This is a genomic window from Aromatoleum evansii (assembly GCF_045689615.1).
Taxonomy (GTDB): domain Bacteria; phylum Pseudomonadota; class Gammaproteobacteria; order Burkholderiales; family Rhodocyclaceae; genus Aromatoleum; species Aromatoleum evansii.
In genome coordinates this window covers 1741843-1756021 of sequence record NZ_CP141259.1, presented here as the reverse complement: position 1 = coordinate 1756021, position 14179 = coordinate 1741843, and the positions used below count along the sequence as shown (strand labels likewise).

Sequence of the window (14179 nt, the reverse complement as noted above, 5' to 3'; positions counted from 1 at the left end):
TCAGTGCCCTCCCCTCATTCTTCGAACCAGTGCGCGCGCGCGACGGAAATCAGCGCGCTGGCACGTTCTTGTTCGATTCCGGCGATTTCGACGAGCTCATCGACTGCGAGATCGGCGAGATCATCGCGGGTACGCACGCCATGCTCGGCCAGCTTGGCGGCGAGCGGCTTATCCATCCCTTCGAGATTGATCAGATCGTCGGAAACATTTTCCAGCTGCTCTTCGGTCACGATGGCCTCGGTGAGCAGGACGTTGCGCGCACGATTGCGCAGCTCGTTGACCGTCTCTTCATCGAAGGCTTCGATCTCGAGCATTTCGGCGAGCGGCACGTACGCGATTTCTTCGAGCGAAGAAAAACCTTCGTCGATCAGGATGTCGGCGAGTTCCTCGTCGACGTCGAGCTTATCCATGAACAACTGGCGCAGGCTCTGGCGCTCCTGGCCGGACTTTTGCGCGGACTCTTCTTCGCTCATCAGGTTGATGGTCCAGCCGGTCAGCTCGGAGGCGAGCTTCACGTTCTGACCGTTGCGACCGATCGCGATCGCGAGGTTGTTGTCGTCGACGACGACATCCATGCTGTGCTTTTCCTCATCGACCACGATGGACACGACCTCGGCGGGCTGCAGCGCGGAGATGACGAACTGCGCGGGATCCGGCGACCACACGATGATGTCGATCTGCTCGCCGGCGATCTCGTTGCGCACCGCGGTCACGCGCGAACCGCGCAGACCGACGCAGGTGCCGATCGGATCGATGCGTGCATCGTTCGACTGCACGGCGATCTTCGCACGCAGGCCGGGGTCGCGGGCGCAGGCCTTGATTGCAAGGAGGCCGTCCTCGATCTCGGGGACTTCAAGCTCGAACAGCTTGCCAAGGAAGTCCGGCGCCGTGCGCGAGAGGATCAACTGGGGACCGCGTGCACCGCGATCGATGCGCAGCAGGAAGGCCTTCACCCGATCGCCGACGCGCAGGTTCTCGCGCGGGATCATCTGATCGCGCGGAATCATGGCCTCGAGACGTCCGACCTCGATGATCGCGTTGCCGCGCTCCATGCGCTTGATCGAGCCCGAAACGAGGTGTTCCTTGCGATCGAGGAAGTCGTTGAGCACCTGTTCGCGCTCGGCATCGCGGATGCGCTGCAGGATCACCTGCTTGGCGGCCTGGGCGCCGATGCGGCCGAAGTCGATCGGCTCGAGCGGCTCCTCGATGTAGTCGCCGACCTGGATGCCGGGCTTAACGTCGCGAGCATCGATAATGCCCATCTCGGCCTCGTCGTTGACGACCTCCTCGTCGGGCAGCACCACCCAGCGGCGGAAGGACTCGTAGTCGCCCGTCTCGCGGTCGATCGTCACGCGCACGTCGGCTTCGTCATTGATACGCTTCTTCGTCGCAGAGGCAAGCGCCGTTTCCAGGGCACCGAAGACGATGTCCTTGGCCACATTCTTTTCGCGCGCCAGCGCATCGACAAGCAGCAAAATTTCGCGGCTCATTAATCAAAATCTCCACACACGAATTCAAAATCTGGGCACGAGACGCGCCTTCTCGACCTCGTCGAAGGGAAGGGCCACATCGCCCTTTCCGGTACTCAGATGCACCACACCTTCGGCAAAGCCAGTGAGCACGCCGGCAAAATTCCGTTGATTGCCGATCGGCATGCGCAGGCGAACCTGCACCTCGCTACCGACAAAGCGCTCGAAATCGGCAGCCTTCTTGAGCGGCCGATCCAGCCCGGGCGAGGAAACCTCGAGTCGATCGTAGTCCACGTTTTCGACCTCGAAAACGCGCGTCAGCTGATTGCTGACCGTCGCGCAATCATCGACATTCACACCACGCTCGATGTCGATGAACACGCGCATCAACCGCCCCTTCGGGGAAGTCTCGAAATCCACCAGTTCGAAACCCAGGCCGGTGACCACCTGTTCGACCAGACGCTCGACGTCCATTTCCACGCCCACAAATAAAAAATGGGCGTAACGCCCATCTTTGTTGATTCCATCCACAAAACGATACCGACTGGGAAGCCAGTATCAAAGCTTTGCGATTATAACAGCCCCATTGAAAACAGGCAATTGCAAAGCCGGCGGGACCCGCGCGCTCATGCCCGTCCGCGCGGCGTGGTGCGATGCAAGCGGACCTGGCGTTCCTTTTCTGCGGTGCGCGCCGAAACCTGGCGCTGCGGCCGTGGAACGCCGGCGAGCTTGCACACTTCTTCCTCGGGCATCTCCATCCACATGCCGCGCTTGAGGCGCGAGGACAGCGTCACCGGGCCGTAACGCACGCGCATCAGGCGGCTGACCGTCAGCCCGACGGCCTCGAACATGCGGCGCACCTCGCGATTACGCCCCTCGGACAAGGTGACCTTGTACCAATGGTTGGCTCCCTCCCCGCCCTGATCGGTGAGGTTCGTGAAGCGCGCAAGCCCGTCCTCGAGCTGAATGCCCGTTTTCAGCGATTCGATCTGCTCGTCGGTGAGTTCGCCGAGCAGGCGCACCGCATATTCGCGCTCCAGTTCGTAGCGCGGATGCATCAGCTGGTTGGCGAGGGCGCCGTCGTTGGTGAACAGCAGCAGGCCCGAGGTGTTGAAGTCGAGCCGGCCGACCGCGATCCAGCGCCCCTTACGCAACAGCGGCAGACGCTCGAAGACGGTGGGCCGCCCTTCCGGATCCTCGCGCGAGACGATTTCGCCTTCGGGCTTGTGGTAGATCAGCACGCGCGGGGCGCGCGCCGAAAATCTTACCGAAAGGAGCTTGCCGTTGAGCTTGACGCGATCGCCGGGGCCGATCTTCTGCCCCAGCTCGGCGGGTTCGCCATTGACGGTGATGCGCCCGGCGACGACCCATTCCTCGATCTCGCGCCGCGAACCGATTCCGAGTCGGGCCAGGACTTTCTGCAGCCGCTCCGGTTCATGCTCTTCCTGCGGCGCGGCGCGACCGACGGCCGACCCGCGCCGCAGGGGCAGTTCGCGCCCCGTCTCCGCAGGCATGTCAATGCGACCGGGCCGAGGGGCTTCATGCGCGCGCTGCGGCCCCGCCGCAGGCTCAGCTTTCTTCTTCGTTGGCGGCCGGAGCGGCCGATTCGATTTCTTTGGTGTCGACAAGATCCATGATCCTTTCAATTTCGGTTAGCGCGGGCAATTCGGTGAGGCTGCGCAGGCCCAGGTCGTCGAGAAACCGCCGCGTCGTCGCGAACAGAGCCGGACGCCCAGGCGTATCGCGATGCCCGACGACGTCTACCCACCCACGCGACTCCAGCGTCTTCAACACGTTGGGAGACACTGCAACGCCGCGGATGTCCTCGATGTCGCCGCGCGTGACAGGCTGACGATAGGCGATGATCGCGAGCGTTTCCAGTACGGCGCGCGAATACTTCGGTGGCTTTTCTTCCTTCAGCCGATCGAGGAAAACCTGATACTCCGGTCGCGTCTGGAAACGCCAGCCGGAGGCGATCTGCACCAGCTCGACGCCCCGCCCGGTCCAGTCGGTACGCAGCTCGTCGAGCAGACGCCGGACGAGATCGGCCCCGGGGTCGGGATCGAAAAGTCGCCGGACATCGGCGACCTGCAGCGGCGCAGTTGCTGCCAGCAGGGCCGTCTCGATCACGCGCTTGAAGTCTTCAGGCGTCGTTGGCTGCATCGGCAAGCTTCACGTAGATCGGCGCGAAGGGCTCGTTCTGCGCGACGTGGACGAGTTTTTCCTTCACGAGTTCGAGCACCGCGAGGAAACTCACGACCAGGCTCGCCGGACCGCGCGCGGATTCGAACAGGGTGTCGAAGACGACGAAGCCGCCGTCAGCCAGCTTGCGCAGGATCGTCGTCATGTGTTCGCGCACCGACAGCTCGTCGCGCTTCACCTGGTGATGCTGCGTCAGCCGGGCCTTCTTCATGATCTTGAGCCAGGCGAACTGCAGGTCGTGCAGACTGACCTCGGGCAGGCGCTCGACCACCTTCTCGGCAACGAAGATGCCGACCCATTCGTGGTCGCGCTCGATTCGCGGCATGGCGTCGAGCCGCGCAGCCGCCATCTTCATCTGCTCGTATTCGAGCAGCCTGCGCACCAGTTCGGCGCGCGGGTCGAGCGATTCGTCCTCGCTCTCGCGCGGCGGACGCGGCAGCAGCATGCGCGACTTGATCTCCAGCAGCGTCGCGGCCATGAGCAGGTAGTCGGCCGCCAGTTCGAGGTTGTGGCGGCGCATTGCCTCGACATAGACGAGGTACTGCTCGGTGAGCGGCGCCATCGGGATGTCGAGGATGTTGAGGTTGGCCTTGCGGATCAGGTAGAGCAGCAGGTCGAGCGGCCCCTCGAAGGCGTCGAGGAAGATTTCGAGCGCGTCGGGCGGGATGTAGAGGTCCTTGGGCAGCTCGAGCAGCGGCTCGCCGTACAGGCGAGCGAAGACCTCGACCGGGACGGGCGTCTCGGCCGGAGCCAGTGCAAGCGGCATGTTCATGCCACACTCATCCTGCAAGCCACCGTCTGCCAGTGCGTCAGCGGTACGAGAGGCCCATCGCCTCGCGCACGTCGCGCATCGTCTCTTCGGCGAGCACGGCGGCGCGTTCACAGCCGTCGGCGACAATGCGCCGCATCAGGGCGGGGTCGTCGAGATAGCGTTGGGCCCGCTCGTGCATGACGACCTGTTCCTTGAGGACGCCGTCGATGACCGGCTGCTTGCACTCGATGCAACCAATGCCGGCACTTCGGCAGCCCTGCTGCACCCAGCTGCGCGTGTCGGCGTCGGAGTAGATGGCATGGAACTGCCACACCGGACACTTTTCCGGGTCGCCCGGGTCGGTGCGGCGCACGCGGGCCGGGTCGGTCTGCATGGTGCGGATCTTCTTCGTGACCGTGGCCGGATCTTCGCGCAGGAAGATGGTGTTGCCATAGCTCTTCGACATCTTCTGGCCGTCCAGGCCGGGCATCCGCGCGGCCTCGGTGAGGAGCGCACCCGGCTCGACGAGGATCATCTTGCCGCTGCCTTCGAGGTAGCCGTGCAGGCGCTCGAGATCCACATGGCTGACGCTTCCCGCATCGCGCAGGATGAGCCGCGCCTGCTCGAGCGCTTCGGTTTCGCCTTCCTGCTGGAAGCGTTTGCGCAGCTCCTCGAACAGTTTGCCGGTCTTGCCGCCCAGCTTCTTGACCGCTTCCTTCGCCTTGTCCTCGAAACCGGGCTCGCGCCCGAAGAGATGGTTGAAGCGACGGGCGATCTCGCGCGTGAATTCGATGTGAGGCACCTGGTCCTCGCCGACGGGTACCTTGTCGGCACGATACAGGAGGATGTCAGCCGACATCAGCAGCGGATAGCCGAGGAAGCCGTAAGTGGCGAGGTCCTTGTGGGCGAGCTTTTCCTGCTGGTCCTTGTAGGTCGGGACGCGCTCGAGCCAGCCCACCGGCGAGATCATCGACAGCAGCAAGTGCAGTTCGGCGTGCTGGGGCACCTTGGACTGGATGAAGATGGTGGCCTTCTCGGGATCGACACCGGCCGCGAGCCAGTCGACGAGCATGTCCCACACGCTGTCGGTGATGACTTCGGGATTGTCGTAGACCGTGGTCAGCGCATGCCAGTCGGCGACGAAGAACAGGCAGGGGTATTCCTCCTGCAGCTTGACCCAGTTCTTGAGCACGCCGTGGTAGTGGCCGAGATGAAGTCGCCCGGTCGGGCGCATGCCAGAGAGAACGCGTTCTGCGTACATGATTTAAAACCCGAAAAGCGTCGCGAGAAGGATCTGGAAGAGTGCGATCAGCGGCCACAGAATGTGGCCGAGGATGCCGGTGAAAAGGAGGATGAGAAGAATCGGGAAGCCGTAGGGCTCGATACGCGCGAATTTCCACGCCAGCCGGTGCGGCAGCAGGCTGACGACGATGCGACCGCCGTCGAGCGGCGGAATCGGCAGGAGATTGAGCAGCATCAGCACCGAATTGATCTGGATGCCGGCCATGCCCATCTCGCGCATCGGTTCCGCGTACATGCCGTGCGGATCGGACATGCCGAACTTCAGCAGCAGCGCCCAAGCGAGCGCCATCAGGAAATTCATGAACGGCCCTGCCGCCGCGACCCAGAGCATGTCGGCCTTGGGCCGGCGCAGGCGGTTGAAGTTGACGGGCACCGGCTTCGCCCAGCCGAACAGCATTCCTCCGCTACCCAGCAGCGAACTGAGCGCGAGGATGGCACCCGGCACGATCACGGTTCCGACCGGATCGATGTGCTTGAACGGATTGAGGGTGATGCGCCCCTCCTGCTCCGCAGTGGGATCGCCGAAATGCCGCGCCACATAGCCATGCGCAGCCTCGTGCAGCGTGATGGCAAGCAGCACCGGCAAGGCCCAGATGGCAAGGGTGGCGATCAGCGATTCCATGAAGTCAGGGGGGCAAAACGCCGCATTCTAGCAGAGCGGGGAAATCCCCCACGTCCGCACGCGCCCTCCTCCGGCACTTTCAGTCGTTTTCCAGGCCGAATGGCGCCAGATCGCCGCGGCCGGCGCGTACCAGCACCGGGGCGCCCGACGTGAGGTCGATCACGGTGGTCGCCTCGGGACCACAGTAGCCGGCCTCGATGACGAGTTCGACCTGCTTCTCGAGACGTTCGCGGATCTCCTCGGGGTCCGTCAGCGGGAAATCGTCGTCGGGCAGGAGTAGCGTGGAGGTGAGGATGGGCTCGTCCAACTCCTGCAACAGCGCCGCCACCACGGGATGCTCGGGAACGCGCAGGCCGATGGTCTTGCGCTTGGGATGCAGCACGCGCCGGGGCAGTTCCTTCGTGCCCTCGAGAATGAAGGTGTACGGGCCCGGCGTGACCGCCTTCAGCAGACGATACTGGGCATTGTCGACCCGGGCGTATTTTGCGATCTCCGAGAGGTCTCGGCACATCAGGGTGAAGTGGTGGCGCTCGTCCACCCCGCGCAGCCGGCGGATCCGCTGCAGGAGATCGGCATCGCCGGTGATGCCGCCGAGTGCGTAGGCCGAGTCGGTGGGGAAAGCGACCAGCCCGCCGGCGCGCATGATCTCGGCTGCCTGGCGGATCAGCCGCGGCTGGGGAAACTCAGGATGAAGCGAAAAGAACTGGGCCATGAATGCATTCCGGATCAGGGGAGCCCGGCGGCGACGGGCGCTGGCGCCCCGAGTCGCGACCAGACGGGAACGAGGTCGGGCGGCAGCGGATCGCAGCGACCTAGATCGACGGAACTTTCGCTGCTGCCGTGGAAATCGGAGGCGCGCGAGGCGAGCAACCCACGGCGGCGCGCGACGCTTGCGAAGCGCTGCACGTCCGGAGCGGCATGGGCACCGGAAACGACCTCCAGCGCCTCGCCGCCGCAGGCGACGAAGTCGTCGAAGAGCGCATCCATGTCGCTTGCGGAGAGACGGTAGCGCCCGGGATGAGCGATCACCGCGATGCCGCCGGCCGCGCGGATCCAGCCCACCGCGTCCTCGAGCCGAGCCCATACGTGGGGAACGAAGCCGGGTTTGCCGCGGGCGAGGTAGTAGCGGAACACCGTTCCGACATCGGGCATCAGTCCGCTCGCAACGATGTGGCGGGCGAAATGTGCACGACCCACCAGCGCCGGGTTGCGCGCAAACCGGCGCGCGCCTTCGAGCACGCCATGCAGGCCGACGGCGTCGAGCGCATCGCTCATGGCCTGCGCCCGCTGCTCGCGGCCGCAGCGCACCTGCGCCAGCCCGTCCAGCAGTCGCACATTTCGATGGTCTATGCCCAGGCCGACCACATGGATGGTCTCGTCGCGGAAGGTCACCGAGATTTCCACCCCGGGGACCAGCGCAATGCCGCACTCGCGCGCCGCGGCCGCCGCCTCGTCGATCCCTCCCACCTCGTCATGATCGGTGAGTGCTAGCAGTTCGACGCCATTGGCCGCTGCGCGCTGCACCACCTCGGCGGGAGTCAGCCAGCCGTCCGATACGGTCGAGTGGCAATGAAGATCGGCATTCGGGAACATGGTTGGGGATCTGGTGCCTCATCCCGGCCGGACGCCGGAACAGATGTTTTTTTCATGATAGCAAACCGCATGGCCGCCCCGGCCGTTGCCAGCCCCTCGACGTGGTGCTATCGTCCGCCCGTCGCGCGGGAGCGGGTGAGCATTCCGGATAGAAAAACGCCGCTGGCAACATCCCGGAGATCGCGCAGGCACGCGGACCGAATGCCGGCCCGGGGGAACGAAGCGAGCGAAAGCGACGCCTGCAGGAGCCGGCATATCACCGGATCCACTGCAGCATCGACCGTAAGCTCGCGACCTCCCGGACACCCGAGTCGGGCGCGCACGGCTCTGCAACGCAGGCCCCAGGGCATTGCGCTGACAGTCTCGACAACCGATTCCGCGTTTAGGCAGGAGCGTCCGGTTCCCATGCAGACGCCTTTTCATCCAGCCTTGTTTCTCGTTCATTTTCCGGTGCCCGATCGTTCCCGCAGCGTCACCCCGCCAACGCAAGCGTGGACGGCCGACATCGCAGGATCGAGGGGCGCTCTGTCGCGCATCGGGCGGCCGGCACCGTTGACCTGCGACGCTGACATCGACAATCGATCATAACGAAAGCAACACCGCATCCGGCACCGAAGCCTGGACTACGAACCTTCCATCACTGGAGCCCGTCATGAGCAACTTTCCCGCAAACCTGAAATACACCAAATCGCACGAATGGATCCGCGTCGAAGCCGACGGGACGCTGACCGTGGGCGTGACCGATCACGCCCAGGAAGCGCTGGGTGACGTGGTATTCCTGGAACTGCCCGAAGCAGGCCGCGGCGTTACCGCGGGTGAAGCCTGTGCGGTGATCGAGTCGGTCAAGGCCGCCTCGGACATCTACGCGCCGGTTTCGGGCGAAGTCGTCGAGTTCAACCAGGCAGCAGTCGATGCGCCCGAATCGGTGAATGCCGACGCCTACGGCACCTGGCTGTTCAAGATCCGGCCGGACGCCGGGGCGGACCTCACCAATCTGCTCGACGCCGCCGGCTACGAAGCCGTCGCCAACGCCTGATTCCGCCGCACGCATCTCCCTCCTGGGCCGGCGATGCGCGGCCCGGCATACCAGTCGAGTTTTCTTCATGTCGAACACCCCTGCCTCCTCCTCCGTGCATGCGCCCCTGTCCGGGCTCGAGCAGCGCGACGCCTTCATTGCCCGCCACGTCGGACCGAACCCTGCCGAGGTCGCGAAGATGCTCGCGGCCATCGGCGCTCCGACGCTGGACGCGCTGATCGACCAGACCGTCCCGTCAGGAATCCGCCTCCCCGGGCCGCTGCCCCTCGGCGGCGCGAAGCCCGAGCATGAGGCACTGGCCGAGCTGCGCGCGATCGCACGGAAGAACGTCGTGAAGAGGTCGCTGATCGGCATGGGGTATTACGGCACCCTCACACCTGCCGTGATCCTGCGCAACGTGATGGAGAATCCCGGCTGGTACACCGCCTACACCCCGTATCAGGCCGAGATCTCCCAGGGTCGCCTGGAGGCGTTGCTGAACTACCAGCAGATGGTGATCGACCTGACCGGACTGGAGCTCGCGAACGCCTCCCTGCTGGACGAGGCCACGGCCGCCGCCGAGGCGATGACGATGGCGCGGCGCGTCAGCAAGTCGAAGGCCAATGCCTTCTTCGTCGACGAAGCCTGCTTCCCGCAGACGATCGACGTCGTGCGCACCCGCGCCGCCTATTTCGGCTTCGAACTGGTGTTCGGCCCGGCTGCCAGCGCGGCCGACCACGAGGTGTTCGGCGCGCTGCTGCAATATCCTAACGAGCGCGGCGAGATTGCCGATCTCGGCGGCACGATCGCGGCGCTGAAGGTGAAGGGGGCCGTCACCGCCGTCGCATCCGACCTCATGGCGCTGGTTCTGCTCAAGTCTCCCGGTGCCATGGGTGCCGACATTGCACTCGGCTCGGCCCAGCGCTTCGGCGTGCCGATGGGCTTCGGCGGCCCGCACGCCGCCTTCTTCGCGACGCGCGAGGCCAATGTGCGCGCGATGCCGGGCCGCATCATCGGCGTATCGAAGGACACGCGCGGCAAGACCGCGCTGCGCATGACGCTGCAGACGCGCGAACAGCATATCCGCCGCGAAAAGGCGAACTCCAACATCTGCACCTCTCAGGTGTTGCTCGCGAACATGGCCGGCTTCTACGCCGTCTATCATGGCCCGGAGGGGCTGCGCACGATCGCGGCGCGGATCCACCGCCTCGCCGCGATCGTCGCCGAGGGCCTGCGCCGCGCCGGCTTCGCGGTGCCGACGGCGGCCTTCTTCGACACCCTGCAGGTCGAGACCGGCGCGCGGACTGCTGCGATCGCCGTAGCATGCGACGCAGCCGGCTTCAATCTGCGCAATGTTTCGGACGCCGTGCTGGGCATCTCGGTCGATGAGACCACGACGGCCGCCGACGTCGCCGCCGTGCTGCAGTGCTTCGGCGCGGACGCCGACATCGCCGCACTCGACGCCGCGGTCGCGGCCACCGGCGGCGCCATCCCGGCGGCGCTGCTGCGTGACGACGCGATCCTGAAGCACCCGGTGTTCAACACGCACCGCACCGAGCACCAGATGCTCCGCTATCTGAAGAAGCTGCAGAATCGCGACCTCGCCCTCGATCATTCGATGATCTCGCTCGGCAGCTGCACGATGAAGCTCAACGCGACGAGCGAGATGATCCCCGTGACCTGGCCGGAGTTCGCGAACATGCACCCGTTCGCGCCGCGCGAACAGGCCGCCGGATGCCTCGAGATGATCGAAGCCCTCGCCGATTACCTCAGGGCCATCACGGGCTTCCCCGCAATCTGCATGCAGCCTAACTCGGGCGCGCAGGGCGAATATGCCGGCCTGGTGGCGATCGCCCGCTATCACGCCAGCCGCGGGGAGGCGCATCGCAACGTGTGCCTGATCCCGAAGTCGGCGCACGGCACGAACCCCGCGACGGCGCAGATGTGCGGCATGGAAGTGGTGGTGGTCGCCTGCGACGACAAGGGCAACGTGGAGGTCGCCGACCTGCGCGCGAAGGCCGCACAGCACGCCGACCGCCTCTCTGCACTGATGATTACCTACCCATCGACGCACGGCGTTTTCGAGGAGGCGATCCGCGAGATCTGCTCCATCGTGCACGAGCACGGCGGCCAGGTGTACATGGACGGCGCCAACCTCAATGCCCAGGTGGGGCTGACCTCGCCCGCGCACATCGGCGCGGACGTCAGCCACATGAACCTGCACAAGACCTTCTGCATCCCGCACGGCGGCGGCGGTCCGGGGATGGGCCCGATCGGGCTCGCGGCGCATCTGGCGCCCTTCATGGCCGATCACGTCGTCGCCGCGACTGGCGGCGAGGACCGTCCGAACAAGGGTCAGGGCGCGGTCAGCGCCGCCCCCTTCGGCTCGGCGAGCATCCTGCCGATTTCGTGGATGTACATCGCGATGATGGGCGGCGAAGGCCTGCGCCAGGCGACCCAGGCGGCGATCCTCAACGCCAACTACATCGCCGGCCGCCTAGCCGACCACTACCCGGTGCTCTACACGGGCTCACAGGGACGCGTCGCGCACGAGTGCATCCTCGACATCCGTCCGATCAAGGCGGCGACCGGGGTCAGCGAGGTGGATATCGCGAAGCGCTTGATGGACTACGGTTTCCACGCACCGACGATGTCCTTCCCGGTTGCCGGCACCATCATGGTCGAGCCCACCGAATCGGAGGACCTGGCGGAACTGGACCGCTTCATCGACGCGATGATCGCGATCCGCGACGAGATCCGCGAGATCGAGGCCGGCCGCTGGACCGCCGAGGACAACCCGCTGAAGAACGCCCCGCACACCCAGGCCGACTTCATCGGCGACTGGGCGCGCGGCTACACCCGCGAGCAGGCCGCATTCCCACTGGCGTGGGTCACCGAGAACAAGTTCTGGCCCAGCGTCAATCGCATCGACGACGTATACGGCGACCGCAATTTGTTCTGCGCCTGCGTGCCGATGGAAGACTACGCAGGCTAAAATCGCGCCGCTTCTCGCCCAACGGAAGCCACGCCACATCGGCGTGGCTTTTTTTCGACCTTCGCCACACGAGCCCCACGCGCCTCCATGTCAATGCACGCCCCGTCCACGCCGAACGACCGCAACTGGCTCGGCCTGCTCGCCTCGGCCCTGATCGTGCTACTGGTCCTTGGCATCATGCTCGTGCAGCAGACCCGGCCGGTGCCGATGCATGATCTCAAGCTCGCGGACGGCGAACGACTGAAGTGCGTCTCCTACGCCCCCTATCGGCTTCCCGGCCAGACGCCCTTCGACGAAAAGCTCGTGATCTCGCGCGAGCAGATCGCCGCGGACCTCGCCGCACTAGCGCAGATCACCGAGTGCGTGCGCATCTATTCGGTCGACCAGGGGCTGGACCAGGTGCCGGCAGTGGCGCGCGAAGTCGGACTGAAGGTGCTGCTCGGCGCCTGGGTGAATGCCGATCCCAAGCGCAACATGAAGCAACTCGACCACGCGATCGCGCTCGCCAACGACTATGCAGACGTCGTCCGCGTCCTGATCGTCGGCAACGAGGTGCTGCTGCGCCGCGAACGGACCGAGTCCGAGATGCGCGAGTTGATCGAGTATGCACGCGCACGCGCGACGGTACCGGTGACCTATGCCGACGTCTGGGAGTTCTGGCTCCAGCACCCCAAGCTGTCGGAGTCAGTCGATTGGGTCACCGTGCACATTCTCCCTTTCTGGGAAGACCATCCGGTCGCGATCGACCGTGCCGTTGTGCACGTCGCCGAGGTGTTCGACGAGGTCCGCAAGCACTTCGACAAGCCGCTGATGATCGGTGAGACCGGCTGGCCCAGCGCCGGTCGCCAGCGCCAGGGCTCGGAGCCGTCCCAGGTCAATCAGGCCCGCTACATCCGCGAATTCGTGCATGTCGCGCACGAAAAGGGCTGGAACTACAATCTCATCGAGGCCATCGACCAGCCGTGGAAGCGCCGCCTCGAAGGCACGGTCGGCGGCTTCTGGGGCATGCTCGGCACCGACCTGAGTCCGAAATTCCCCCTCGCCGGCCCGGTCGCCGAGCGCTCCGGCCTTGCTGCACCGCTCGCAGGCGCCGCACTCGGGGCGACCCTGTGCCTGCTGCTGGCATTCGGCACGCGCGGGACGCCGGCACGGCTTGCCGCGCTGGCTGCAACCGGCGCGGTCGGCGGGCTCGCCGCGGTTCTCGGCTGGGAACATGCGCAGCTCGCCTGGCGCGACACCTTCGAATGGTGGCTGTTGGGCAGCATCGGCGTCCTCGGCCTGCTGGCCGCCCCGGCGGCTGCGCGCTGGCCGGGCGCCACGCCCATCTGCACCGCGGGCGAGGCCTGGGCAGCCCTTCGCACCGGCGGCCCGGCCCACCTCGGCGCCGGGAAGTGGCTGGGACTGCTGCGCGGCGTCCTGCTGTTCGCCGCGGCGGTCGCGGCCCTGCTGCTGTTCGCCGACCCGCGCTACCGCGACTTCCCGGTGTTCCTCTACCTCGTCCCGACCCTCGTGTTCGGCGTCACCGGATGGTGGGCGGCGAACCGCTTCGGCGTAGAGGAAAAGGTGTGCGGTCTCGTGATCGCCGTGTGCGTCGCAGGCCGCTGGTTACCGGAACCCTTCAACCCGCAGGCCGTCGCGTGGCTCGCCACGGGACTGTTCCTTGCCGCCCCGTGCCTGCGCGCCATTGCGCGCAAGAACCAGTAACGACAGCATCGCGCCGACTGCCGCGTAATCGAAACTGTAGAGCACGAGCCCCGCAATTCCGCTCAACCACCCGGCCCACGCCGCGGGGCGACGGCCAGAGGCGAAGGCGACCACGCCCAGCGCCAGACTCACCCAGCCGAGGCGCTGCTGCATGAAGGCCTGGACGAGGGCCCATTTCACCAGACACAACCCCTCCGGACCGTCGGCAAACAGCGGCTTGCAGTCAGCCGGAAATGCCCCCGCCTCCAGCACCGCATACCGCAACAGCAGGACCGCCGCCAACACGACCGCACTCACCCCGACCAGACCGGCAATACCACCACCCCGCCGCATTTCCTCTCCTGACAACGCCTTTTTCCTTATTAATCAAAGCCCCGAAAACGAGGCTGAAACGTGTTGCAAATTAACCCACAATCTCTTTGCTAAGCAGAAGAAAAAGCGCATAAACTCCGCGGCCAACGGCTGTACGGGCCCGTATGCACCGATTCTGGCATAGCCGGAAGTATTTTATTGCACCGCAAGGCCC

13 protein-coding genes are annotated in these 14179 nt (G+C 65.5%); 3 read left to right on the top strand and 10 right to left on the bottom strand.

From position 1 onward, the window contains the following. Positions 1 to 14: 14 nt before the first annotated feature. The 9 genes from nusA to U5817_RS07975 form a co-directional block, all read right to left on the bottom strand. On the bottom strand, positions 15 to 1490 hold the full coding sequence (gene nusA, locus U5817_RS08015; protein WP_169125536.1) for a transcription termination factor NusA: 1476 nt from the start codon (positions 1488 to 1490) through the stop codon (positions 15 to 17). A 24-nt stretch (positions 1491 to 1514) separates the two neighbouring features. Then, on the bottom strand, positions 1515 to 1943 hold the full coding sequence (gene rimP, locus U5817_RS08010; protein ID WP_210148113.1) for a ribosome maturation factor RimP: 429 nt from the start codon (positions 1941 to 1943) through the stop codon (positions 1515 to 1517). Between the two features lie 152 nt (positions 1944 to 2095). Beyond that, positions 2096 to 2983: a 23S rRNA pseudouridine(2605) synthase RluB gene (gene rluB / locus U5817_RS08005; RefSeq protein WP_246262119.1), complete on the bottom strand. Its 888-nt coding sequence runs from the start codon at positions 2981 to 2983 to the stop codon at positions 2096 to 2098. Positions 2984 to 3038: 55 nt separating this feature from the next. Next, the gene (scpB, locus tag U5817_RS08000) at positions 3039 to 3632 is read right to left on the bottom strand and encodes an SMC-Scp complex subunit ScpB (RefSeq protein ID WP_407280312.1); all 594 of its coding nucleotides are present in this window, start codon (positions 3630 to 3632) and stop codon (positions 3039 to 3041) included. After that, on the bottom strand, positions 3613 to 4443 hold the full coding sequence (locus U5817_RS07995; protein ID WP_407280311.1) for a segregation and condensation protein A: 831 nt from the start codon (positions 4441 to 4443) through the stop codon (positions 3613 to 3615). Before U5817_RS07995 ends, scpB begins: the two co-directional genes overlap by 20 nt. Positions 4444 to 4480: 37 nt before the next feature. Next, positions 4481 to 5683 carry a tryptophan--tRNA ligase gene (locus tag U5817_RS07990; protein ID WP_169125540.1) on the bottom strand — a complete coding sequence of 401 codons (1203 nt, stop codon included), beginning with the start codon at positions 5681 to 5683 and terminating at the stop codon, positions 4481 to 4483. Positions 5684 to 5686: 3 nt separating this feature from the next. Beyond that, entirely contained in the window at positions 5687 to 6346 is a 660-nt protein-coding gene (locus U5817_RS07985) for a site-2 protease family protein (RefSeq protein WP_407280310.1), read from the bottom strand. A 79-nt stretch (positions 6347 to 6425) separates the two neighbouring features. Beyond that, on the bottom strand, positions 6426 to 7058 hold the full coding sequence (locus U5817_RS07980) for an L-threonylcarbamoyladenylate synthase (protein WP_169125542.1): 633 nt from the start codon (positions 7056 to 7058) through the stop codon (positions 6426 to 6428). Between the two features lie 14 nt (positions 7059 to 7072). Next, entirely contained in the window at positions 7073 to 7939 is an 867-nt protein-coding gene (locus U5817_RS07975; protein ID WP_407280309.1) for a 3',5'-nucleoside bisphosphate phosphatase, read from the bottom strand. 652 nt (positions 7940 to 8591) lie between these two features. Between U5817_RS07975 and gcvH the strand changes: the two genes are divergently transcribed. The 3 genes from gcvH to U5817_RS07960 all read left to right on the top strand — a co-directional run bounded on the left by gcvH (position 8592) and on the right by U5817_RS07960 (position 13653). Continuing rightward, positions 8592 to 8975 carry a glycine cleavage system protein GcvH gene (gene gcvH / locus U5817_RS07970; protein WP_169125544.1) on the top strand — a complete coding sequence of 128 codons (384 nt, stop codon included), beginning with the start codon at positions 8592 to 8594 and terminating at the stop codon, positions 8973 to 8975. Positions 8976 to 9042: 67 nt separating this feature from the next. Beyond that, positions 9043 to 11949, top strand: a complete 2907-nt coding sequence (gcvP, locus tag U5817_RS07965; protein WP_407280308.1) for an aminomethyl-transferring glycine dehydrogenase — start codon at positions 9043 to 9045, stop codon at positions 11947 to 11949. An 87-nt stretch (positions 11950 to 12036) separates the two neighbouring features. After that, complete coding sequence (locus U5817_RS07960; protein WP_407280307.1) at positions 12037 to 13653, top strand: beta-1,6-glucan synthase; 1617 nt, start codon at positions 12037 to 12039, stop codon at positions 13651 to 13653. Here U5817_RS07960 and U5817_RS07955 read toward each other — a convergent pair. After that, a complete protein-coding gene (locus U5817_RS07955) occupies positions 13555 to 13986 on the bottom strand; it encodes a hypothetical protein (protein ID WP_407280306.1) in 432 nt (143 codons plus the stop codon). The genes U5817_RS07960 and U5817_RS07955 overlap by 99 nt on opposite strands. Positions 13987 to 14179 lie beyond the last annotated feature (193 nt).